The organism is Pedobacter cryophilus, assembly GCF_005116455.1.
GTDB lineage: Bacteria > Bacteroidota > Bacteroidia > Sphingobacteriales > Sphingobacteriaceae > Pseudopedobacter > Pseudopedobacter cryophilum.
In genome coordinates, this window is record NZ_SWBP01000006.1 from 14,231 (window position 1) to 37,155 (window position 22,925).

Consider the following 22,925-nt stretch of genomic DNA (forward strand, 5'->3'; position numbering starts at 1 on the left):
AATAATCTTCAAATTTTCAAACCAACAAAATGAATATCTATCTCATCAGGCATTCGGCAGTTTACAATCCAAACAAATTATGTTATGGGCAATCAGAAATTCCTTTAGAAGAAAACTTCACCGCAGATTTTGACTGGATTCAAGAACATTTGAATTTAAAAGAAGATACCCTTTATTATTCCAGTCCGTTTAGAAGATGCACTAAATTAGCTTCATTTTTAAGTAATGATACTTTTGAAATAGACAAACGCATTACTGAACTTAATTTTGGAAATTGGGAAATGAAAGCTTGGGATAAAATCCCCGAAAAGGAACTGAACCCCTGGATGGAAGATTTTGTAAATCATAGGATGAAAAATGGAGAGAATTTTAACGACCTCTATGAACGATCTGTGGAGTTTTACCAAGACATAACCAATGCTAACACACAAAACTTAGTAATTCTTACTCATGCTGGCGTTATTCGTTCCTTAACTTCGTATGTACTTGATTTCCCTTTAGAAAAAGCCTTTAACCTACAGGTAGATTACAGTTCTGTTTCAAAATTTGAGTATGATGCCAAAAACGATTTAAGCAAGGTGGTTTACTTAAATTTAAATGCCACCAATATTGGCGCAGCCAAAAAAATAATTACCGATTGATTTCCACAAACAAGCAATAAATTTTATGCTAACCATAAATATTAGAAAAATTCTAACACTTATGGCTAATAATGAATTGGAATTGATAAAAGCCCTACAAATTTCTATTGCTAAATTGTCAAAACAAATTCGGCATCACACTAAACAAACCCTTTAGCCTTCTCTAAAGCACTACCCAAACCGGCTACATTTTTTCCGCCAGCAGTTGCAAAGAAAGGCTGTCCACCTCCACCACCTTGAATTTCTTTAGCTAATTCACGTACAATGGTTCCGGCGTTTAGGCCTTTTTCTTTCACTAAGTTTTCAGAAATCATTACTGTTAGCAAAGGTTTATCATCAATATTGGCAGCTAAAACGATGTAAGCATTATCTAAAACATCTTTTAGTTGGTAAGCTAAGTTTTTTATGGCTTCGGCATTGGGTAAATCAACGGTTTCGGCAATAAAGTTTATCCCATTAATGAGCTGTGCTTTGGCTTTCAACTCGTCTTTTAAACCAGCAGCTTTAGCCATTACGGCTTTTTCAACTTCTTTTTTCAGTTTCGAGTTTTCCTCTATTAAATACTCTACAGATTTGGCTAAATCAGTTGGATTTTTTAACAGCTCTTTTAAGCTCTTTAATAATTCATCTTGATCATGAATAAAAGCTTCTGCCTTAACAGCTGTTATGGCTTCTATACGCCTCACTCCTGCTGCAACAGCACTTTCAGATACAATTTTGAAATAGCCAATTTGCCCGGTTGCTGGCACATGTGTACCACCGCAAAGTTCTTTAGAGTAAGTATCTTCAAAAGTAATTACCCTTACAAAATCACCGTATTTCTCGCCAAATAAAGCGGTTACGCCACTATCTAAAGCTTGTTGATAAGGCACATTTCTTTCTTCTTTAAGTGCAATATTTGCTCTTATTTTTTCATTGACAATACCTTCAATATTTTTTAGTTCTTCATCAGTGACTTTAGAGAAATGAGAAAAATCAAAACGAAGGTTGTCTGCATTTACCAAAGATCCTTTTTGGTTTACATGATGACCTAAAACCATTTTTAAAGCAGCATGTAAAAGGTGTGTTGCCGAGTGGTTATTTTCGGTTAAAATTCTGTTCTGAGCATCTATTCTAGCTAAAAAACTAGCTTCTAATTGTTGAGGTAAAGCATTAGTAAAATGAACAATTAAGCCATTTTCTTTTTTGGTATCAGTGATAATTACTTCTTCGCCTTCGCCAATAAGTAAACCGCTATCTCCTACTTGTCCGCCACTTTCTGCATAAAAAGGTGTACGGTCTAAAACCAATTGAAATTGAGTTTTTCCTTTTGCGGTTACTTTACGGTATTTTAAAATTTTTGAGTGAATTTCCCAATCGTCATAACCTACAAATTCTACTTCATCGCCTTCGTTAACAATTATCCAATCTTCGGTATCTATAGCTGTTGCCGCTCTCGAACGATTTTTTTGTTTTTGCAACTCGATTTCAAAGCCTTCCATATCAACAGAAAATCCTTGCTCACGAGCCATTAATTCTGTTAAATCTATTGGAAAACCAAAAGTATCCGACAATTCAAAAGCGAATTCGCCTATAATTTGCAAGTGCTTTTCTTCTTTAGTTTCTTGATATTTAGCTTGATGTTCGGCAATGTATTTTTCAAATCGGTTAATTCCTGAGGATAAGGTTCTCAAAAAAGAAACTTCTTCTTCTAAAATTACTTTTTCTACAAAATCTTTTTGAGCATATAATTCGCTAAAAACATCTTTAAATTGATTTGCCAAAATTGGAACCAGCTTGTAAATAAAAGGCTCTTTAAAATTTAAAAACGAATAGTTGTAACGGATAGCTCTCCTCAAAATTCTACGGATAACATAACCTGCTTTATTGTTTGAAGGTAATTGTCCATCGGCAATGGCAAAAGAAACTGCTCTCAAATGGTCTGAGGTTACCCTCATAGCTACATCACTTTTAGCATCTAAACCTAAATATCCAATCCCGCTTTTATCGGCAATAAACTGAATTAAAGGTTGAAAAACATCGGTATCATAATTAGAAGTTTTATTTTGAATAACACGTACCAAACGTTCAAAACCCATTCCGGTATCTACATGCTGTGCGGGTAAAGTTTTTAAACTTCCATCTTTTTGACGGTTAAACTGCATAAAAACGTTATTCCAAATCTCAATCACCAAAGGATCATCGGCGTTTACTAAGGTTGCTCCGCTTATTTTTGCTCGGTCTTCGTTTGTGCGGCTATCAAAATGGATTTCAGAACAGGGTCCACAAGGACCTGTTTCGCCCATTTCCCAGAAGTTATCTTTCTTATTTCCTAAAAGGATTTTGTCTTCGTCAACAAATTGTCTCCAAAAATCATAAGCTTCTTGGTCTTTTGGTAAACCTTCTTTATCGTCGCCTTCAAAAATGGTCACGTATAATCTGTCTTTTGGTAATTTATAAACGTCTGTAAGTAATTCCCAGCTCCAGGCAATGGCTTCTTTTTTGAAATAATCGCCAAAACTCCAGTTGCCCAACATCTCAAACATGGTATGATGGTAGGTGTCAATTCCTACTTCTTCTAAATCGTTGTGCTTACCCGAAACTCTTAAACAACGCTGTGTATCAGCTACTCTAGGGTATTTTATGGGTGCTTCTCCTAAAAACAAATCTTTAAACTGATTCATTCCGGCGTTAGTAAACATCAGGGTTGGATCATTTTTTACGACAATAGGTGCTGATGAAACAATCTGATGTCCTTTGGATTTAAAAAAGTCTAAAAATTGCTGACGAATTTCTTGTGCGTTCATACTCATAAGCTGCAAATATAAGGAGAATGAGCAGAGTTGAAAGTGTAAATGTTGTTATTGATTATTACTATTAAAATCTTGTTTATTGGACCATGAATACTCGGATTCTTAGGAATGATAGATTGGTGACTTTTTCTTTGTGATCTTTGTGTACTCTGTGGTTATTTTTTTTGACACAGATGATAAGGATTTCACAGATTTAAAAGTCTAAATGTATGTGGTTATTTTTTTGCCACGAATACACGAATTTTCACGAATATTGAATTTGAGACCTTTCCTCTTTGGGCTTTGTGTACTCTGTGGTTAATTATTTTTTGACACGGATGATAAGGATTTCACAGATTTAGAAATCTAAATGTATGTTGTTGTTTTTTGCCACTAATACACGAATTTTTCACGAATGATTTTTTTTACGCAAAGGACGCAGAGGTTTTTTTTGCTAGGAATACACGAATTTTTACGAATCTGGGTGGTGAGGATTGACTTTTGAAATTTATTATTGTGATACTGGTTTGGTTTTTTTGCGTAAGGGATAGCAGTGTAAATACTTTATCCCCTTTTCGGGGATAAAGATTGCAACGTATGAGCCCGACCCTTTTTTTAAGGGTTACGCCCAAGAATTAAAAACATTAATCAACATGTTTTAACTCTGATGAGCCACTTTTTTTGTTGTTGATATTTTTTGGTAAACCTTTGTAAAGAATCTCGCTTGAACCTGATGAGTTTACATTAAGACTGTTTAAAACATTAATAGCGCATTTACTTGAACCAGATGTTTCTATATTATAATCGCTCACCACAAAATCAAATGCGTTAATTTCTGATGCTCCACTTACATTCACATCACTTTGTCTGGCCTGGCCTTTTAAATTAATTGATGAAGAACCAGAAGTCTCCATTTTGAATTTGGCGACTACTAAATTTAAATCAACTTGAGAAGATCCACTTAAATCTAATTCAAATTCGTCGCTATTGATTTGATTTTCTGATATGATTTGGGTTGCTCCAGAGGCTTTAATTCCCGACCATACTTTTGAGCTTAACTCAACTACTACCTCGCCTGAATTACAAAAATTGCCATCCATTTCAATTTTTAAAACATCGCCACTTACTCTGGTTTTAATTTGTTTTAAAATATTATCATCGGCAGTTATTTTCATCCAATTTATAGAATCTTGCTTTATTTTAAGTTTAATAGAGCCACCAAACTCTACTTTAGAAAATGTGCCAATATTACGATCTTCTGTGATTGGTGTACCGGAACCTTCAATGCAATTACTATTGCAACTATTTAGCATAGAAACACAAGGAATTAATGCTAAAAAACAAATAATTTGGATATATTTTTTCATCATATTTTTATTGTTTTGACTACTATTTATAAGTTAAGGTTACAACAATTTATTGAAAAAGCTTTAATAAAAAAAAAGCTGCCATACAGCAGCTCCTTCAAACAAAACAAATATATGATAGGGTTAATTATTGTAAAGTAACCAAGCTTAACTTTAATTCACACATGGGGTTTTCACATTTTTCGACATCCTTAAGTGTGTTTTTCTTATTTCCAAGGGTGATGCTTGCTTGTTTAGCTAAATTAAGTTCTTCGTTGTTTGAAGCAAATTTACTGACATCAATATTGGCATCATCCGTTGCAGACACGGTTTGATGCTCTGCATTTCCTTTTAATATTAGTTTTGATGAACCAGATATTTTAGAATTTAACTGATAAGTATCAAGCTTTACATTAACTGATGCTTCGTTTTCTAGGGTGATGTTTAAATCTAAGACCTTAAACTCGTTGATACCGTAAATAGTGGCTTTATCAGAAGCTTCAATGCTTTTTAAATCTTTAACCGTAACCCAAACTGAAAGCTTTTTATCTTCATAAGAACTAATTCTTAATGTTCCGTCTTCAATTTGCGTAAGTGCATTTTTGCCATAGTAATTATCATAAACGGTAATGCTTTGATGCTCTCCTTGGGTTATAAATACTTCTACATTTCCTTTTGCCGCAATTTTATCTATTGGCATTTTATCTTTTAACTCTGTCATCACAGATAAATTTTCTGCTGCTGTTACTTTTTTTGTTCCTGCGACAACGATCAGGACGAATATTGCAACATATATAATTACAACTCCAACTCTTTTTAAATTTTTCATTTTATTAAAATTATTTTCTATTCAATTAATACTTAAACTTTTTTTCTTTTTCATCTTCTCTACATGTACTTTGTTATACATAGTATTGTGATGATTTCTTATTTATCCGTTAACGAAACGTTTTGTAAGCTTTTTATTATCGAACTTACACAACATAAGACGCCAGGTGACATAAAACGTTACACCTAATTCAAAAAAAATTAAGAAAGATATATTTTGGAATTTCTTATAAAGAAATTTACAAGAAAGAAATTATATGTTTTGCTTGTTTGATATTGTTAAAATAATGAAATGCCTTTAGCCTATTGGTTAAAATTTGCTCCATACTGCTTTGTTCCTCTTCAATTTGCTGAATAGATTTTGAAAGCTCATTTAAAGAGGAGATGAATTTTAATTGCGGGCAGGCTATTTCTGTAAACTCTTTTAGATATTTACCTACTACCACTATGTTTTTAGAACGATATAAAGCATGTACTAACTTTAGCTTAAAGCCCGAAGGATGATCTGAAGAAACAATATTTACGAAGGCATTTGCAACCAAATGATCTAAAGCGGTTTCTGTTGGGTTTTGAAAGATAGAAATATCCTCAAAATGCTCAAAATCAACTTTTCCGGCTAAAATTAATTTCTTATTGGCTTGCCTTGCCCATTTATTTAATTCTTTAGCAAATTTATAATTGATAGAAACATTAAAATCGGCATTAAACAAAATATAATCGCCAACCACTTCTTCAATTTTTAAGGCTTCGTATTGATGAAAAGGAGGTATCAGATGTACAGATGCATAAAGCTGAGCATAATACTGCGCATCGTAATTAGAGAGCACTAAGAAATGTTGCGTATTTTGAAGTTTTTTCTCGAAGCTTTTAAGCTTTAAAGCTTCTAATTTAAAATATAGCTTCTTAAAAATATTACTTTCTTCTTGAGCTAAAAGCTGATAATATTGATGCTCTACATTATGTATTCTGATGAGTTTTTTTTTGTGTTTTAATAAAGGATGATTCACCCAAGCAGCACTATGCAATCCTTCAAATAAAACAGGATAATGATCTGATGATAAACAATTTAATAAATCATCATCTTCTCTAGTAATTACAATATAGGGCTTAGTAGATAAAAAATATTTTAGGTTTCGCTTACGCTGATAATAATAAACCTTTTCGCAATATTTATCCAAATCAGGATTTTCGTTTCTATCATATAAAAAGCAATGCAGTATTACTTTAACACCTTGTTGATGCAAGGCTTTTATTTTATAAAAAACATCAATTACCCCTCCGTAATTAGCCGGAAGAGGCACATTAAAAGAAACGATATGTAAGTATTGATCCAAATTTACAGGTAATAAAAATCTTCGCTTTTCTTAATTTCTTCGGCGTCTAACAACATTCTAATCAGCTCCAATTTCTCTGTTTCAGAACCTTTTTTGATACATTTTACTAACTCATTCAACATCATCTTTTCAGCATTTAAAGCCTTTAAAACATCCTGAATCATTTGTTCTTTAATATCTCCGTTTAACAGTCGCTTTTCTTTTAAACAAACATCACAAACGCCACATTTTTGAGCGTCTTTTTCTTCAAAATATTCTAACAATTGTACACTTCTACAAATATCATTTTCTACAAAAGACAGCATCCCCATCATTTTTTGATGATACACTTCTTTCCTTTCTGCTAAATACTTTCTATCTACAATTAAATCCTCGGTTTTATACCTTGGCTTAATAAAAGTTAATAAAGGCTGGTCGGTTTGTTTTTGATAGCTGATAATTTCTAGTTTATCTAGCTCTCTCAATAAATTAATCACATCCATTTTGTTCATGCTGTTCTTTTTGGCAATATCAGCTTCTTTGATATTCACAAAAGAGTCAAAAGCACCTCCATAAGAACGCAAAACCGACCTGATGAAAAGATCATATTTAGCGTTTTCTACCTGAAACTTGTAAATATCTTCTCCGTTCACTAAAAACTGCAATCTCGAAGCCATTAAAGCATTCTCTGTCAATACAAAATATTCATCATGCTCTAAAAATTTAATCGCACTTATGGTTTTTAAAACCTCTAATTGAAATTTTGAACAAAAATCTGCCAAGTTAAAATCATAAGTTACCCCATCTCCATTCCCAATAGGAATTTGCAGGTAATTGCATAAATAATGATAAATCTTTTTAATCTCTTCTGGCGAAGGGAAATTTTGCTCAAACTTTTTCTCAAAAACCAACTTATCTCTGGGTTGAAAAAGAATCACAGCATAAGCCTTTTTTTCGTCTCGGCCTGCCCTACCTGCTTCCTGATAATAAGATTCTAAACTTTCGGGAATTTCATAATGTACTACAAATCTCACATCAGGTTTATCAATACCCATCCCAAAAGCATTGGTAGCCACCATTACTTTTACTTTATTGTTAATCCAAGCCGATTGTTTTTCTGCTCGTTCTTCTAAATTTAAGCCTGCATGGTAATATTGAGCGGGAATTAAATGCTGATTTAAATATTTAGCCAACTCTACCGTATCCTTTCTGGTGCGCACATATAATATACCGCTCCCTTTCACATTTTTACAAACGTCTAATACTTTTTGAAGCTTATTTTCTTGCTTTAAAACCGAGTAACTTAAGTTTTTACGCTCAAAGCTTTTTCTAAATATATTTTGCGTTTTAAACTCTAGTTTTTGAATAATATCTAACTGAACTTTTTCTGTTGCAGATGCCGTTAACGCCAAAACAGGTACATCTGGGTGAATGGCTCTAAAATCGGCAATATGTAAGTATGGAGGCCTAAAATCATAACCCCACTGTGAAACACAATGCGCCTCATCTACCGCCAATAAGTTCACATTCATGTATTTAACGCGTTCTCTTGCCAAATCAGAAAGTAATCGCTCTGGTGAGATGTAAAGAAATTTTACCGGTCCGTAAATGCAATTATCTAAGGCAATATCAATTTCTCTTTTACCCATCCCAGCTACAATAGCCATCGCATTTATCCCTCTTTTTTGAAGATTCTCTACCTGATCTTTCATCAAGGCAATTAACGGAGAAATTACAATACAAATTCCTTCCATAGCCATAGCCGGCACCTGAAAACAAATAGATTTTCCACCTCCAGTGGGTAATAAAGCTAAAGTATCTTCCTTTTTTAAAACAGATTGTATGATTTCTTCCTGCAACGGTCGAAACTCATTATAACCCCAATATTGTTTTAAAATTTCTTTGATAGGCATCATTTGTATTAAACCGAAATATAGATTTTTTCAGACAATTAGGCTAAGATAGTTTGTTATTTTTAATTGATTTCTTTTTCACGCAAAGTCCGCAAAGGTTTTCGCAAGTAGCGCAAAGATTTTCTTTTGCCACGAATATTAGGATTGATGATGTTTCCTCTGTGGGCTTTGTGTTTTTTTTTGCCACGAATACACGAATTTTCACGAATATTGGATTAGCGATATTTCCTCTGAGGACTCTGTGGTTATTTTTTGCCACGAATTACACAAATCTTCACGAATATTTTCCTCTGTGAGCTTTGTGAAATCTTTGTGTACTCTGTGGTTAATCATTTTGATTTTTTCATAAATTGCAAACTGATTAAAACACACAATAATGAATAGATTTCTCTTAAGCACCCTTTTTATAATATGCTCTGGCTCATTAATCATCGCTCAGGAAGTACCAAAATGGAATGTAGAAAAGCCAACCGGACCATCAAAAAGCATTAATTTTAATACCGATGAAGGGACTTACATGAATTTAGATGTAAGTAAAGATGGTAAATTTATTGTATTTGATCTTTTAGGCGACATTTTTAAAATGCCTATTAACGGCGGCAAAGCAACTTTACTGTCTGGTGGAATGGCTTGGGAAGTTCAACCTCGTTTTTCTCCTGATGGAAAATCTATTTCTTACACTTCTGATAAAGCAGGTGGCGATAATATTTGGGTAATGAATGTTGACGGATCTAACCAACACGCCATTACCAAAGAAACTTTTAGATTATTAAACAATGCCGTTTGGACACCCGATAGCAAATATTTGATAGCCAGAAAACATTTTACAGCTTCCAGATCATTAGGAGCTGGCGAATTATGGATGTACCATATTGCTGGTGGCTTAGAAGGAATACAATTAACCAAGAAAAAGAACGACCAACAAGATTTAGGCGAACCTTGGGTTTCTCCCGATGGTAAGTTTGTTTATTTTAGTGAAGATGTAAGTCCTGGTCCAAATTTTCAATATAATAAAGACCCTAATAGTGAAATTTACGCCATCAAGAAACTAAACTTAGAAACCGCCGAGTTTGAAAAAATAGCAGGTGGATCTGGCGGTGCCGTTCGTCCGCAGGTTTCGCCAGATGGCAGCATGTTAGCTTTTGTAAAAAGAGATCGACTAAAATCAGTACTTTATGTACAAAATTTAGCTACCGGAGAAGAATATCCGGTTTATAATGATTTGTCTAAAGACCAACAAGAAGCCTGGGCAATTTTTGGCGTTTATCCCAATTTTAATTGGATGCCTGATAGCAGAACCATCGTGTTTTACGCCAAAGGAAAAATCAGAAAAGTAGATATCATTACCGAAGCTTCAGAAGAAATTCCCTTCAATGTAGATGTAAAACAAACCATTTCAGACGCTTTACATTTTGATCAAAAGGTTTTCACAGATGAAGTTGATGTAAAAATGATTAGGCAGTTGGTGACTTCACCTGATGGCAAAAAAGTTATTTTTAATGCTGCTGGATACCTTTACAGCAAAGATTTACCTAACGGAAAACCAGAAAGATTAACCAACGGAACGGATTGGGAGTTTGAACCCAGCTTTAGTAATGATGGTAAATTCATCATTTTTACTACATGGAGTGATGAGCAAAGAGGCGCTATTGTTAAATATGAGTTTAAAGGCAAAAAACTAAGCGCTATTACCACCGAAAGAGGCTTTTATTATTCTCCAAAATTCAACATCAAAGGTGATATGATAGTGTATAGAAAAGGAGTTGGAAATGATGTTTTAGGTTATGTTTACGGTAAAAACGCAGGAATTTATACCCTTAATTTATCAAACGGAGAAGCTAAACTCATTAGTAAACAAGGCATTAAACCATCATTTAATAGTACAGGAGAACGTATTTACTTTCAAGGATCTGAAGGTGATAAAAAAGCTTTTAAAAGTTGTGATTTAAACGGCGGAAACCTGAGAACACATTATACCTCCACTTATGCTAATGCTTTTATCCCAAGTCCGGATGGGAAATGGATGGCTTTTAATGAACTTTACAATGTTTATTTAACGCCATTAGTAACCACCGGAACTACTTTAGACCTTTCATCAGGTAACAAAGCTTTACCCCTTAAAAAACTAACCAGAGATGCAGGTTCTTACTTGCATTGGAGCGCTGATGCTAAAACTTTACATTGGACATTAGGTCCGCAATATTTTAGTAGTGCGGTTAAAAACGCTTTCACTTTTGTAGAAGATACGCCAGAAAAATTACCAGCCATAGATTCTACAGGTATTCAAATTGGATTAAAATTGCCTAGCTACAAACCGCAAGGAAAAATTGCTTTAAGAGGAGCCAGAATTATTACCATGGATGGCACAGAAGTTATTGAAAAAGGAACCATTATCATTAACCAAAATAAAATTGAAACCGTAGGGAACGAAGCTGATGTAGCCATCCCATCTGATGCAAAAATTTACGACCTTGCTGGAAAAACCATTATGCCCGGCATAGTAGATGTACATGCGCATTTACGCACCAGCCCGGATGGCGTTTCTCCACAACAAGACTGGTCTTATTATGCCAATTTAGCTTTCGGGGTAACTACCTCGCATGATCCATCTAGCAACACAGAAATGGTTTTTAGCCAGTCAGAAATGTTAAAAACTGGTCGTTTGGTTGGCCCGAGAGTATATTCTACCGGGACTATTTTATACGGTGCCGATGGCGATTTTAAAGCCGTTGTGAATAATTTAGAAGATGCCCGTTCTCACGTTCGTCGTATGAAAGCCGTTGGTGCTTTCTCTATCAAATCTTATAACCAACCTCGCCGAGAGCAAAGGCAACAATTTATTCAGGCAGCTCGTGAATTAAATATGGAAGTAGTACCCGAAGGTGGCTCTACTTTTTTCACTAATATGAGCATGATTGCCGATGGACATACTGGTTTGGAACATAACATTCCGGTTTTACCTGTTTATAAAGACGTGAATACCTTTTGGAATGCCAGCAAAACAGGCTACACTCCTACTTTAATTGTAAGTTATGGATCACAATCTGGCGAAAATTATTGGTACGATAGAACCAATGTTTGGGAAAACGAACGCTTGTTAAGCTACGTTCCAAAAGCCATTGTAGATGAACGCTCTCGCCGAAGAACCACTTCAGAATATGGCGATTACGGACATATAGACGTTTCTAGAGCCATCAATGAATTGGCAAAAGGCGGTACTAAAATTAACTTAGGCGCACATGGCCAGTTACAAGGTTTAGGCGCTCATTGGGAATTGTGGATGTTGGCGCAAGGTGGAATGAAACCTTTTGACGCTCTAAAAAGTGCCACCATTAATGGAGCCGCTTATTTAGGTATGGATAAAGAAATTGGCTCTTTAGTAAAAGGTAAACTGGCTGATTTAATTATTCTAGATGCCAACCCTTTAGATGATATCCGCAACAGCGAAAAAATTAAATATACCATGGTTAACGGACGCTTATTTGATACCGAAACCATGAACGAAATTGGTAATAACGAGAAACCAAAAAACAAATTTTGGTGGCAACTCAGCAAAAGCGAAAACTATATTATCCCAAGTGGCGAAATAGAAACCTATACTTTTACAGTGCCCGAATGTGATTAAAAACTCAAATTTTGTCATATTGAGCGAAGTCGAAATATTTTCTTTTAAACCGAAGAAGGCTTCGACTCCGCTCAGCCTGGCAAGCTTCTAAAGTTCAATCATAAATAAAAAATTTACCTTGTTGTAAGCTCATTCTGTCCTTAAACTTTAGTGTAAGTGATGTAACGGATTCAACTGTAAAAAAATCAAACTCGCTTTTTGCTGCCTGTAAAATTAACATGCTGAAAATCAATTCAACACAACAGTAAACCCTTCCATTAAATTTTATTCATATTATTGTTGATATGAAAAACCTCCACCATATCAACAAAATTAACATGGTAATTTTAACAAACAAGCCAAAATTTGCCCTATTTATATTTGGATTTTTCTTATTACTTCAACTGAATAGTTTAGCTCAAAAGCACTCTCCAAAAGGTTTTGATGCCATTTATTCGGGGATTCCTTGGTATACACAAGATGGAAATACCGTAAGCGCACATGGTGCTTCTATTGTTAAAGATAATGGTAAGTTTTACCTTTTTGGCGAAAGCAAAACAGATTCTAGCAATGCATTTGCCGGTTTTAGCTGCTATTCATCATCTGATTTATATAACTGGAAGTTTGAAAAAATGGTTTTACCTGTTCAAGAAACGGGTAAATTAGGCCCTAACCGAGTTGGAGAGCGAGTGAAGGTGTTAAAATGTCCCAAAACTGGCGAATATGTAATGTTTATGCATGTAGATGATCTTTCCTATAAAGACCAATTTATTGGTTATGCTACATCAAACACCATTAATGGAACTTATACTTTTAAAGGCGCATTGCTTTTTGATGGTAAACCGATAAAAAAATGGGATATGGGTATGTATCAGGATACTGATGAAAAAGGTTATTTAATTACCCACTCAGGAAATCTTTATCAATTGAGTGATGATTATAAAAGTGTTACCCAACAATTGGTTAGTAACATGACCAGTCAGTGTGAATCTCCGGCTATTTTTAAAAAGGATGGAATTTATTTTTGGCTAGGCTCTGGCTTAACTTCTTGGGAGCGAAATGATAATTATTATTTTACAGCAACCTCACTTAAAGGCCCTTGGACAGAACGTGGCCTTTTTGCCCCTAAAGAAACCCTCACCTGGAATTCGCAAACCACTTATGTTTTACCCATAGAGGGATCAAAAGACACTACTTTTTTATTTATGGGAGATAGATGGTCTTTTCCTCGTCAAAACTCTTCGGCAACTTATGTTTGGCAACCTCTTACTATCAATGGAAACTCTATTTCGCTTCCTGATTTTAAAGAAAGTTGGCAACTGAACATCTCTACCGGAGAATGGAAAACAACTGATATTAAAGGAAAAAAAATAGATGATTTGAATACAAAATTGATTAATTACCAAGGAAATTGGACACACTCACCTAATCATTCATCATCAATTAGCCGTTCTGATGCAAAAGAATCATCATTTTCTATAAATTTTAAAGGTAAACAAGTCGGGATGTTTGGAAATTCAGGTCCCGACGGAGGATATGCGAAAATAATTATACAGAATAAGAAAGGGGAAATTATACATTCTTCAATAATTGACATGTATTGTAAATATTCAGAATCTTCATTAAAATTTTTGAGCCCCATTTTAACTAAGGGCAATTATAAATTAACGGTTTCTGTAATGGGAGAACATGGTAATTGGTCAAATAAAAAAGGGACATTATTTGGAAGTAGCGGCAATTTCATCTCTCTTGATAAAATTATAGTCAATAATTAATGCTAAAAACTACAAAAGCAGGCTCTCTCTCAAACTACCCTGTGTAAATTAAAATCGGTAAATGAAATACTTAAATAAATAGAACAGGGCATCTCAATAAGCCAAACTATTTCGTAACAAAAAAAGGTGGCTTATTGCTAAACCACCTTTCATTTAATATTAATTTATCTTTATTAAGCTAAATCAAAACGATCAAGGTTCATCACTTTGTTCCATGCTGCAATAAAGTCTTTTACAAATTTAGCTTCGCCATCTACACATCCGTAAACTTCTGCAATAGCTCTTAACTCCGTATTAGATCCAAAAATTAAATCAACACGAGTTCCAACCCATTTAATTGCTCCAGTTTTACGGTCTGTACCAATAAAAGCATCATCAGATTCTGAAACAGCTTTCCAAGTAGTGCCTAAATCTAATAAATTCACAAAGAAATCATTAGTTAAAGCTTCCAAACGACGGGTAAATACTCCATTTTGAGATTGATCAAAATTGGTATTTAATACACGCATACCACCAACTAAAGCGGTCATTTCTGGCGCTGTTAAGGTTAATAATTGCGCTTTATCTAACAACATTTCTTCAGCCGAAATGGTAAATTTAGTTTTCACGTAATTACGGAAACCATCAGCCTGTGGCTCTATTACTGCAAAAGAATGAATATCTGTTTGTTCTTGTGAAGCATCGGTTCTACCAGCTGTAAAAGGAACTTTCACCTCATGACCAGCATTTTTAGCTGCTTTTTCAATAGCTGCACATCCGCCTAAAACAATTAGATCTGCTATAGAAACTTTTTTGCCTCCGTTTGAATTGTTGAATTGAGTTTGAATATCAGTTAAAACATCTAAAACTTTACCTAATTGAGTTGGATTATTTACTTTCCAATCATTTTGAGGTGCTAAACGGATACGAGCTCCATTTGCGCCACCACGCTTATCAGATCCACGGAAAGTTGATGCTGAAGCCCAAGCGGTAGATACCAATTGAGGAATTGTTAAGCCTGAAGCAAGTATTGTTGCTTTAAGCAATTCTACATCTTGTTCATTTACCAATTCATGATTAACTGCCGGAACTGGATCTTGCCAAATTAATTCTTCAGCAGGTACTTCTGTACCTAAATAACGAGCTTTTGGCCCCATATCACGATGCGTTAGCTTAAACCAAGCTCTTGCAAATGCATCATTAAATTCTGCTGGATTTTCAAAGAAACGTCTGGAGATTTTCTCATAAATAGGATCAACTCTTAAAGACATATCTGTAACCAACATAAATGGTTGGTGAGTTTTTGATGCATCATGCGCATCTGGAACTAAGCCTGCTCCAGCGTCTCCTACTGGCTTGTATTGATGTGCTCCGGCTGGGCTTTTTGTTAATTCCCACTCATATCCAAATAGGTTTTCGAAATAATTATTGCTCCATTTAGTTGGTGTGGTTGTCCATGCACCTTCTAAACCGCTAGTAATGGTATCGCCAGCGTTTCCGTTACCAAAGGAGTTTTTCCAACCTTGGCTTTGATTTTCAATGTTTGCTCCTGCTGGCTCTGGACCAACATATTTACTTGGATCTGCAGCACCATGTGTTTTACCTAAGGTATGTCCGCCTGCAATTAAAGCAACGGTTTCTTCGTCATTCATAGCCATACGAGCAAATGTTTCACGAATATCTTTAGCAGCCAACAAGGCATCAGGGTTTCCGTTAGGGCCTTCTGGATTTACATAAATTAAACCCATTTGAACCGCTGCTAGAGGATTTTCTAATTCGCGTTTATCATCATAACGTTCATCACCTAACCACTCACGTTCTGATCCCCAATAAATATCTTCATTTGGTTCCCACACATCTTCACGTCCGCCGGCAAAACCAAAAGTTTCAAAACCTGCCGATTCTAAAGCTACGTTTCCGGTTAATACCATTAAATCTGCCCAAGAAATTTTTCTACCATATTTTTGTTTGATTGGCCACAATAACAAACGAGCTTTATCTAAATTGGCATTATCTGGCCAACTGTTTAATGGCGCAAAACGCTGCGTACCAGCACCTGCTCCACCGCGTCCGTCTGCAATACGATAAGTACCGGCACTATGCCATGCCATACGAATAAATAACCCACAATAATTACCGTAATCTGCTGGCCACCATTCTTGAGATGTTGTCATCAAATTCATGATGTCTTGCTTTAACGCGTTTAAATCTAAAGATTTAAACTCTTCTGCATAGTTAAAAGTCTCGCCCATTGGGTTAGACAAAGTAGAGTGTTGACGTAAGATGTTTAATTTTAATTGATTTGGCCACCATTCGCGATTTACCGGACCAGCGCCAGCGCTTTGCTTTGCTGGAGTGCCAGCACTAGCACCGTGATTAAACGGGCATTTGGCATCACTTGTATTAACGTCTGCTAATGTTGATGGATCTGTTGAAGAATGTTTATGTTCCATGTTTATAATTTTTTTTACAGTGAGGAAATCAAATTTACAATGATTATTAGACAATTTTACATCTATATATTAAATGCTCTCATAGATAAAAGCTATGAGAAAAACTGGATTTATTAATAAATGAAGAGCTAAATCTAGAAATGGTTTTAAAATTTTGTAGAACGAAGCTCATAATTTTAAAGCTACTAAACTATCTATTTATAATATTCTACAAGGTTAAAAAAACCAAAAAAGCTATATCTATTTATATAATGTAAGCTCTTTTGCAATAGGGATTGGTGCGGAAATCTTTTTTGTTGGGCTGGTTGTGAAGTGGGAGACAAAAAAATTGTAGAGAAAGCCCGGACCTTTAGGTATTGCCCTCATTATTATTCCCTTTTTTAGTTAAAAACTAAGAAAATTATACTCCCAATTTGATTTTTTATACCGCTAAATTGTTTGATTATTTATGAAAATCGAAAAATAAATGCATTAAATTCCATGATTTTAATTAATTACTATTTAAAAGACTAATTAATTATTAAAATCACACATATAACTAATTACTATTGAATAATCTATAATATCTATGCCTTTTCATTAAACAAATGAAGGTTTGATGGTTACCTTTGAAGCAAATTAAAAGATATGGCATTAGTAGGTAAAAAAGCTCCAAAATTCACCGTAGGAGCAGTTATAAATGGTGAGGAAATAGTTGATGATTTTAGTTTAGAACAGTATGTAGGAAAGAAAAACGTAATTTTTTTCTTTTATCCAAAAGACTTCACTTTTGTTTGTCCAACAGAAATTCATGCTTTCCAAGAAAAAGTTGCTGAGTTTGCAAAAAGAGATACTGTGGTGGTTGGTTGTTCTACAGATTCTGAAGAAACTCACTTAGCATGGTTAAATACTCCAAAAGACAATGCTGGAATTCAAGGGGTTACTTTCCCTATTGTTGCTGATAATTCTAAGGTAATTTCTATGAATTTTGGTGTTTTAGGTGGCGAGTATAGTTTTGATAATGAGACTAGAACTTGGTCTTTTGCTGGAGCTCCAATTGCTTACAGAGGTACTTTTTTAATTGATAAGGAAGGTATTGTAAGACATGAATCTATTAATGATTTCCCTTTAGGAAGAAACATTGATGAATATATACGTTTAATTGATGCGCAATTACACGTAGAAAAATACGGTGAAGTTTGTCCTGCAAATTGGGAAGAAGGTGAAACTGCTATGGTTGCAACTTCTAAAGGAGTGGTAGAATATTTTTCGGCAAATTAATTTATGAGGTGGGGTAACTCACCTTTTTTATAAAGTAAGATTATGTTAATAGAATTAGAAGAAGATAATTTAGAAGCGGTTGTTGCAGAAAACGGTACTGTAATGGTACAATTCTCTGCAGGTTGGTGTGGAAACTGTAGATTAATGAAGCCAAAATTTAAAAGAATGTCGACAGAAAACGAAAGCATTACTTTTGTATTGGTTGATGCAGAGAAATTTCCTAATTCAAGAAAATTGGCTAATGTGAATAACTTACCCACTTTTGCAAGCTTTAAGAATGGTGCTTTAGTAAACCAAATTCAAACTAACAAAGAGGATTTATTAAAAAACTTATTTAATGAAGTTACCAGTAATTAGACAAATACACAGCACTAGCTCTGTAGAAGAAATTAATAATACCATTACTGTGTTAGAAAATATTTCTGAGGTTTCATCTATCAAAGAAGTCGAACTAGATGTAATTGGCGAATTGATTTCTAATTTATGCGGTGCCTTAGAAGTTCACCAATTGGTTGGAGAAGGAATGACCGAAAAAGATGCTTTAAATGCATTTATGAAAAAGGTTTTAAGCTCTATAGACAAATAAAAACAGTTTTTTAGTTTTTAAGAAAATGCTCGAATTTATTTGGGCATTTTTTGTTTAATAATAATTGTTTGGGCGTTTTAACACGCTGTTCGTTGTATCTTTTTGGAAAAAGCCAAAAAGGATGCCACTCCCATCGTTAACGCTCATAAAAAAGAGTAAAACTCAATCAAGAAACTCAACGTAAATACTAAATATTTTGCCCTATTACATAGCCACAAGCCCAAGCCCATTGAAAATTATAACCGCCTAACCAGCCGGTTACATCTACACACTCGCCACCAAAATACAAACCAGGTATTTTCTTAGATTCTAAAGTTTTAGAAGAGAGTTCATCAGTAGCCACCCCACCTCGCATCACTTCGGCTTTATCATAACCTTTATCGCCGGCAGGCTTCACTTTAAAATGATGGATAAAAGTATCTATGGCTATAAAATCTTCTTTGGTTAAAGAAGCCAAATTTTTATCAGTCGGGATAAATTTAACAATGGCTTCTACAAATTTCTTAGTATAAAAAGAAGTTAAAAAGTTGCCTAAAACCTTTTTTCCGTTGCTTGCCCGCTCCAGCTCTATCAAATTAATGATATTTTGATGTGGCAGTAAATCTATTTCAATTTGTTGCCCGGGTTTCCAATAAGAAGATATTTGTAAAATGGCTGGTCCGCTTAAGCCCCAGTGCGTAAATAAAATATTCTCTTCAAAACTTATTTCATTGTTACTAACTATGGCGTGGATAGAATTTCCAGACAAGCCAGCAAAAAACGCCTCCTCTTTACCTGTAATTGTTAAGGGCACCAAAGCCGGTGCGGTTGGCGTTAATTTAAGTCCAAATTGCTTGGCTGTTTTTAAAGAAAAATCTGAAGCTCCCATTTTAGCAATAGGCAAACCTCCACTAGCCATCACTACTTTTTCAGCATTTAATTTGAGGATTCGCCCCTTTTGTTCATAAGAAATTTCAAAGCCTTCATTGGTTTGGGTAATTAATTTTACTTCGCAATTCAGTTCTATTTTTTGATCAAGCTGTTCGCATAAATCAGTAAAAATATGAACAATGTCTTTTGCTTTATTAGAAGTTGGAAATAGCTGCCCCAGTGTTTTTTCTTGCCCCGTAATACCATAAGTTTCAAAAAAACTGATGGAATCATCTACCGTCCATTGTGAAAGTGCCGATTTACTAAAATGCTCATTCTCTGAAATAAAATTTTGTGCTGTAGTATATAAATTGGTGTAATTACATCGCCCACCGCCCGAAATCAAAATTTTAGCCCCTACCTGATCATTTTTTTCTAAAATTAAAGTCCGTTTGCCTAAAAAACCAGCTTGTACTGCACACATTAATCCACAAGCCCCGCCTCCAACTATAATTGCATCAAAATTCATGGTTCAAAAATGGCATTTTAAAATCATATCTGTGATATTTGCGCTAAATATGCGTTCAATAATTAACTTTGTTGCATGGCAGAAGTTTCTAGCATCACGGAATTTGGCAAAGTTTTAATCTTCCTGATTACAGGAATTATATTTGTTGGCCTTACTTTTGGATTAAATAAATTTATTGCTCCCCATCATCCCAATCCAGAAAAAAACAGTTCTTATGAATGTGGTGAAGAAGCCACAGGCAATTCATGGATTCAGTTTAATAGTCGTTTTTACGTTATAGCGCTCATATTTTTGTTGTTTGATGTAGAAATGATTTTTGTTTTCCCCTGGGCAACTGTATTTAGTGATAAAGCATTAATTGCAACAGATGTACGCTGGGGCTGGTTGGCTTTTACAGAAATGCTCATCTTTATAGGTATTCTTTTATTGGGCTTGGTTTACGTTTGGAGAAAAAAAGATTTAGACTGGATTAAACCTACTGCGTTTATACCACAGGTTAATACTGCTATTCCGGTAAACGCTTATCAAGCTATTAATCAAGAAAAATACATTCCTTTTCAACATAAGGCTAAGGCCGAAGCCATTGCAACCGTAGAAATAATAACTGAGGTTACTGTAGCAAAACCCAAATTTACGCCACGATTTAAAAAAGCATGAGTTTAGAACAACAATTAGAAAGCACCGGAGTAGTAGTTACCAAATTAGATGATTTGATGAATTGGGCTCGTTTATCCTCTTTATGGCCTTTAAGTTTTGGTTTGGCCTGTTGCGCTATTGAGATGATGGGTTCTATGGCTTCTAATTTTGATTTAGACCGTTTTGGGGTTTTTCCTCGTCCTTCGCCTCGTCAGGCTGATGTGATTATTATTGCCGGAACGGTAACTTTTAAAATGGCGGATAGAATTAAAAGATTATATGAACAAATGCCCGAGCCAAAATATGTGATTTCTATGGGATCATGTGCTAACTGTGGCGGCCCCTATTGGGAACATGGTTACCATGTGGTAAAAGGTGTTGATAGAATTATCCCTGTAGATATTTATGTGCAAGGCTGCCCTCCCCGTCCGGAAGCATTAATTGGAGGCATTTTAGAGTTGCAGAAGTTGATAGAGAAAGAAAGTTTGGCTCATATTTAGGAGTTATTTATCCCAAATTAAGTTTATATTGTATTTGCTAAAGTGCTGATCTTTAGATAAAATAGCCAAATTAAAGTTAATCCCTTGAGCAATTATAATTCTATCAAAAGGGTCTTGATGATGAAATTCTAAACGAGATAATTGAAGAATATGACTTGTTGTGATCGGCAAAATAGACAAGCCACTACTTTCAATGATTTCAAAAACTTTTTCTAAAGATTCATTCAGTTCTAATCTATTTAACGAATTCTTAATAGCTATTTCCCAAAAAGAAGCAATACTTACATAACAGTTATTATTAATGTCCTCTATGATAATTTTAGCTTTTTTAGGTAGTTTAGAATCGTTTGTAATAAACCATATTACGGCATGAGTATCAATTAAAACATCCATTAGCTATAGTCTTCAAAACCAGCAATAGGTGCATCAAAATTATCTTTAATTTTTATTAAACCTTTTGCTTGACCTGCAATTCGTTTTTTAGAGATCATATTCGCTTTTTCTGACTTTAATTTCAGGAAATCAATAAAATCAGCTACTTCAGCCTTGAGGTTAGATGGCAAAGAAGATAATTTTTCATATAGCTGTATATCAGTCATAAAAATCTGTTTTAACAAATATAGGTAAATCATATAACCTAAAAAATTGGGTTTAAATAATAAATCATGATATTTGAAATAAATTTTTTAAATAAAAAAATACAAACTCAGCAAACGCAGTAGTTTAAAAATAAAAATGAAATCAATTACACAAACTCGTTTAGGTATTTTAGGTGGCGGTCAGTTAGGTCGTATGCTGATACAGGAAGCCATTAATTACAATATTTCTATTAGTATTTTAGATCCAGATCCAGATGCGCCTTGCAAAAATATTTGTGATCATTTTGAAGTAGGTTCTTTAGGAGATTATGAAACTGTTTATCAGTTTGGAAAAAACCTTGATTTGCTCACTATTGAAATAGAAAAAGTAAATATTGAGGCCTTAGAAGATTTAGAAAAAAAAGGTGTAGTCGTTTATCCTCAACCAAGAATCATCAGATTAATACAGGATAAAGGCTTGCAAAAGCAGTTTTTTAAAGAAAACGACATCCCTACCTCTCATTTTCAATTGTTTAATTCGAGAGAGCAATTAAAAGCCGCAAATATTCACTTCCCTTTTATTCAAAAATTAAGGAGAGATGGTTATGATGGAAAAGGTGTTAAAAAAATTGCTGATGCCAATGATTTGGATGAAGCTTTTGATAAACCAAGCTTAGCAGAAAAGCTGGTTGATTTTGAAAAAGAAATTGCGGTAATTGTTGCCAGAAATGAGGATGGAGAAATGACCACCTTCCCAATGGTAGAAATGGATTTTAATCCGCAAGTTAATTTGGTCGAATTTTTAATTTCTCCATCAGAATACCATTTTGATATCCAGCAAATGGCCGAAAACATTGCTAAAAAAATTGCCAGCAGTTTAAAAATTGTAGGAATTTTAGCGGTAGAAATGTTTTTGACCAAAGACCACCAAATTTTGGTAAATGAATTAGCGCCAAGGCCGCATAACAGTGGCCACCAAACTATAGAAGGAAATTACACTTCACAGTTTGAGCAACATTTAAGAGCTATTTTTAATTTGCCTTTAGGCGATACCAGATGCCTAACTAATGCCATTATGATTAACCTTTTAGGCGAAGAAGGATATGAAGGCATTGCAGAATATGAAGGTTTAGAAGAAATTTTAAAGAAAGATGGCGTTTATGTTCACCTTTATGGTAAAAAGTTTACCAAACCTTTCCGTAAAATGGGACACATCACTATTGTTGATGAAAACCGAGAAAAAGCGATAGAAAAAGCAAAATTTGTTAAAGAACATATTAAAGTAAAAGCATAAATTTTTGATCATTAAAAATGACAAAAAATTCATCAACTCAGCCTCTGTGAACTTCGTGTTCTCTGTGGTT

The 22,925-nt window shown here is 34.4% G+C and carries 18 protein-coding genes; 9 read left to right on the forward strand and 9 right to left on the reverse strand.

Features of this window, described 5'->3' with window-relative positions; translation table 11 throughout:
* The first annotated feature begins 29 nt into the window (after positions 1-29).
* Positions 30-641: an alpha-ribazole phosphatase gene (gene cobC / locus FA046_RS14600; protein WP_136827281.1), complete on the forward strand. Its 612-nt coding sequence runs from the start codon at positions 30-32 to the stop codon at positions 639-641.
* A gap of 140 nt (positions 642-781) precedes the next feature.
* On the opposite strand, the gene alaS is transcribed toward cobC, so the two are convergent.
* The 5 genes from alaS to FA046_RS14625 all read right to left on the reverse strand — a co-directional run bounded on the left by alaS (position 782) and on the right by FA046_RS14625 (position 8,815).
* Positions 782-3,427, reverse strand: a complete 2,646-nt coding sequence (gene alaS, locus FA046_RS14605; protein ID WP_136827449.1) for an alanine--tRNA ligase — start codon at positions 3,425-3,427, stop codon at positions 782-784.
* A 629-nt stretch (positions 3,428-4,056) separates the two neighbouring features.
* Positions 4,057-4,782: a head GIN domain-containing protein gene (locus FA046_RS14610; RefSeq protein WP_136827282.1), complete on the reverse strand. Its 726-nt coding sequence runs from the start codon at positions 4,780-4,782 to the stop codon at positions 4,057-4,059.
* Positions 4,783-4,906: 124 nt separating this feature from the next.
* Entirely contained in the window at positions 4,907-5,587 is a 681-nt protein-coding gene (locus tag FA046_RS14615) for a GIN domain-containing protein (RefSeq protein WP_136827283.1), read from the reverse strand.
* A 238-nt stretch (positions 5,588-5,825) separates the two neighbouring features.
* Positions 5,826-6,920 (reverse strand): hypothetical protein, encoded by a 1,095-nt coding sequence (locus tag FA046_RS14620; RefSeq protein ID WP_136827284.1) that lies wholly within the window; start codon positions 6,918-6,920, stop codon positions 5,826-5,828.
* Between the two features lie 2 nt (positions 6,921-6,922).
* Complete coding sequence (locus tag FA046_RS14625) at positions 6,923-8,815, reverse strand: RecQ family ATP-dependent DNA helicase (protein WP_317130554.1); 1,893 nt, start codon at positions 8,813-8,815, stop codon at positions 6,923-6,925.
* 373 nt (positions 8,816-9,188) lie between these two features.
* Between FA046_RS14625 and FA046_RS14630 the strand changes: the two genes are divergently transcribed.
* Both FA046_RS14630 and FA046_RS14635 read left to right on the forward strand, forming a co-directional pair.
* On the forward strand, positions 9,189-12,437 hold the full coding sequence (locus FA046_RS14630) for an amidohydrolase family protein (protein WP_136827285.1): 3,249 nt from the start codon (positions 9,189-9,191) through the stop codon (positions 12,435-12,437).
* Between the two features lie 284 nt (positions 12,438-12,721).
* Positions 12,722-14,191, forward strand: a complete 1,470-nt coding sequence (locus FA046_RS14635) for a family 43 glycosylhydrolase (protein ID WP_225870936.1) — start codon at positions 12,722-12,724, stop codon at positions 14,189-14,191.
* A gap of 173 nt (positions 14,192-14,364) precedes the next feature.
* Here FA046_RS14635 and katG read toward each other — a convergent pair whose 3' ends face one another.
* Positions 14,365-16,623: a catalase/peroxidase HPI gene (gene katG, locus FA046_RS14640; protein WP_136827286.1), complete on the reverse strand. Its 2,259-nt coding sequence runs from the start codon at positions 16,621-16,623 to the stop codon at positions 14,365-14,367.
* Between the two features lie 627 nt (positions 16,624-17,250).
* On the opposite strand from katG, the gene FA046_RS14645 reads away from it, so the two are divergent.
* From FA046_RS14645 to FA046_RS14655, 3 genes are read left to right on the forward strand one after another with little or no spacing between them, the layout of a single operon-like run.
* Positions 17,251-17,883: a peroxiredoxin gene (locus tag FA046_RS14645; RefSeq protein WP_136827287.1), complete on the forward strand. Its 633-nt coding sequence runs from the start codon at positions 17,251-17,253 to the stop codon at positions 17,881-17,883.
* A 42-nt stretch (positions 17,884-17,925) separates the two neighbouring features.
* Positions 17,926-18,240: a thioredoxin family protein gene (locus FA046_RS14650; protein WP_136827288.1), complete on the forward strand. Its 315-nt coding sequence runs from the start codon at positions 17,926-17,928 to the stop codon at positions 18,238-18,240.
* Positions 18,221-18,469: a DUF6952 family protein gene (locus FA046_RS14655; protein WP_136827289.1), complete on the forward strand. Its 249-nt coding sequence runs from the start codon at positions 18,221-18,223 to the stop codon at positions 18,467-18,469. The genes FA046_RS14650 and FA046_RS14655 overlap by 20 nt, the downstream gene beginning before the upstream one ends.
* Before the next feature lie 187 nt (positions 18,470-18,656).
* On the opposite strand, the gene FA046_RS14660 is transcribed toward FA046_RS14655, so the two are convergent.
* Complete coding sequence (locus tag FA046_RS14660; RefSeq protein WP_136827290.1) at positions 18,657-19,847, reverse strand: BaiN/RdsA family NAD(P)/FAD-dependent oxidoreductase; 1,191 nt, start codon at positions 19,845-19,847, stop codon at positions 18,657-18,659.
* Between the two features lie 75 nt (positions 19,848-19,922).
* Between FA046_RS14660 and FA046_RS14665 the strand changes: the two genes are divergently transcribed.
* Together FA046_RS14665 and FA046_RS14670 are read left to right on the forward strand one after the other, a co-directional pair.
* Positions 19,923-20,504, forward strand: coding sequence for an NADH-quinone oxidoreductase subunit A (locus FA046_RS14665; RefSeq protein WP_136827291.1), 582 nt, complete (start codon positions 19,923-19,925; stop codon positions 20,502-20,504).
* Positions 20,501-20,983 (forward strand): NADH-quinone oxidoreductase subunit B, encoded by a 483-nt coding sequence (locus FA046_RS14670; protein WP_136827292.1) that lies wholly within the window; start codon positions 20,501-20,503, stop codon positions 20,981-20,983. The genes FA046_RS14665 and FA046_RS14670 overlap by 4 nt, the downstream gene beginning before the upstream one ends.
* A gap of 3 nt (positions 20,984-20,986) precedes the next feature.
* On the opposite strand, the gene FA046_RS14675 is transcribed toward FA046_RS14670, so the two are convergent.
* Together FA046_RS14675 and vapB are read right to left on the reverse strand one after the other, a co-directional pair.
* Positions 20,987-21,376 carry a type II toxin-antitoxin system VapC family toxin gene (locus FA046_RS14675; protein WP_136827293.1) on the reverse strand — a complete coding sequence of 130 codons (390 nt, stop codon included), beginning with the start codon at positions 21,374-21,376 and terminating at the stop codon, positions 20,987-20,989.
* Positions 21,376-21,582 (reverse strand): type II toxin-antitoxin system VapB family antitoxin, encoded by a 207-nt coding sequence (gene vapB, locus FA046_RS14680; protein ID WP_169303383.1) that lies wholly within the window; start codon positions 21,580-21,582, stop codon positions 21,376-21,378. Before vapB ends, FA046_RS14675 begins: the two co-directional genes overlap by 1 nt.
* 136 nt (positions 21,583-21,718) lie before the next feature.
* Here vapB and FA046_RS14685 point away from each other — a divergent pair, with 136 nt between their 5' ends.
* The gene (locus FA046_RS14685) at positions 21,719-22,855 is read left to right on the forward strand and encodes a 5-(carboxyamino)imidazole ribonucleotide synthase (protein ID WP_136827295.1); all 1,137 of its coding nucleotides are present in this window, start codon (positions 21,719-21,721) and stop codon (positions 22,853-22,855) included.
* Positions 22,856-22,925 lie beyond the last annotated feature (70 nt).

What these genes read in the sequence shown, in the direction of transcription:
- cobC (WP_136827281.1), top strand. Translation starts at nt 30, where the DNA reads ATGAATATCTATCTCATCAGGCATTCGGCAGTTTACAATCCAAACAAA.
- alaS (WP_136827449.1), bottom strand. Translation starts at nt 3,427, where the DNA reads ATGAACGCACAAGAAATTCGTCAGCAATTTTTAGACTTTTTTAAATCC.
- FA046_RS14610 (WP_136827282.1), bottom strand. Translation starts at nt 4,782, where the DNA reads ATGATGAAAAAATATATCCAAATTATTTGTTTTTTAGCATTAATTCCT.
- FA046_RS14615 (WP_136827283.1), bottom strand. Translation starts at nt 5,587, where the DNA reads ATGAAAAATTTAAAAAGAGTTGGAGTTGTAATTATATATGTTGCAATA.
- FA046_RS14625 (WP_317130554.1), bottom strand. Translation starts at nt 8,815, where the DNA reads ATGATGCCTATCAAAGAAATTTTAAAACAATATTGGGGTTATAATGAG.
- FA046_RS14630 (WP_136827285.1), top strand. Translation starts at nt 9,189, where the DNA reads ATGAATAGATTTCTCTTAAGCACCCTTTTTATAATATGCTCTGGCTCA.
- FA046_RS14635 (WP_225870936.1), top strand. Translation starts at nt 12,722, where the DNA reads ATGAAAAACCTCCACCATATCAACAAAATTAACATGGTAATTTTAACA.
- katG (WP_136827286.1), bottom strand. Translation starts at nt 16,623, where the DNA reads ATGGAACATAAACATTCTTCAACAGATCCATCAACATTAGCAGACGTT.
- FA046_RS14645 (WP_136827287.1), top strand. Translation starts at nt 17,251, where the DNA reads ATGGCATTAGTAGGTAAAAAAGCTCCAAAATTCACCGTAGGAGCAGTT.
- FA046_RS14650 (WP_136827288.1), top strand. Translation starts at nt 17,926, where the DNA reads ATGTTAATAGAATTAGAAGAAGATAATTTAGAAGCGGTTGTTGCAGAA.
- FA046_RS14655 (WP_136827289.1), top strand. Translation starts at nt 18,221, where the DNA reads ATGAAGTTACCAGTAATTAGACAAATACACAGCACTAGCTCTGTAGAA.
- FA046_RS14660 (WP_136827290.1), bottom strand. Translation starts at nt 19,847, where the DNA reads ATGAATTTTGATGCAATTATAGTTGGAGGCGGGGCTTGTGGATTAATG.
- FA046_RS14665 (WP_136827291.1), top strand. Translation starts at nt 19,923, where the DNA reads ATGGCAGAAGTTTCTAGCATCACGGAATTTGGCAAAGTTTTAATCTTC.
- FA046_RS14670 (WP_136827292.1), top strand. Translation starts at nt 20,501, where the DNA reads ATGAGTTTAGAACAACAATTAGAAAGCACCGGAGTAGTAGTTACCAAA.
- FA046_RS14675 (WP_136827293.1), bottom strand. Translation starts at nt 21,376, where the DNA reads ATGGATGTTTTAATTGATACTCATGCCGTAATATGGTTTATTACAAAC.
- vapB (WP_169303383.1), bottom strand. Translation starts at nt 21,582, where the DNA reads ATGACTGATATACAGCTATATGAAAAATTATCTTCTTTGCCATCTAAC.
- FA046_RS14685 (WP_136827295.1), top strand. Translation starts at nt 21,719, where the DNA reads ATGAAATCAATTACACAAACTCGTTTAGGTATTTTAGGTGGCGGTCAG.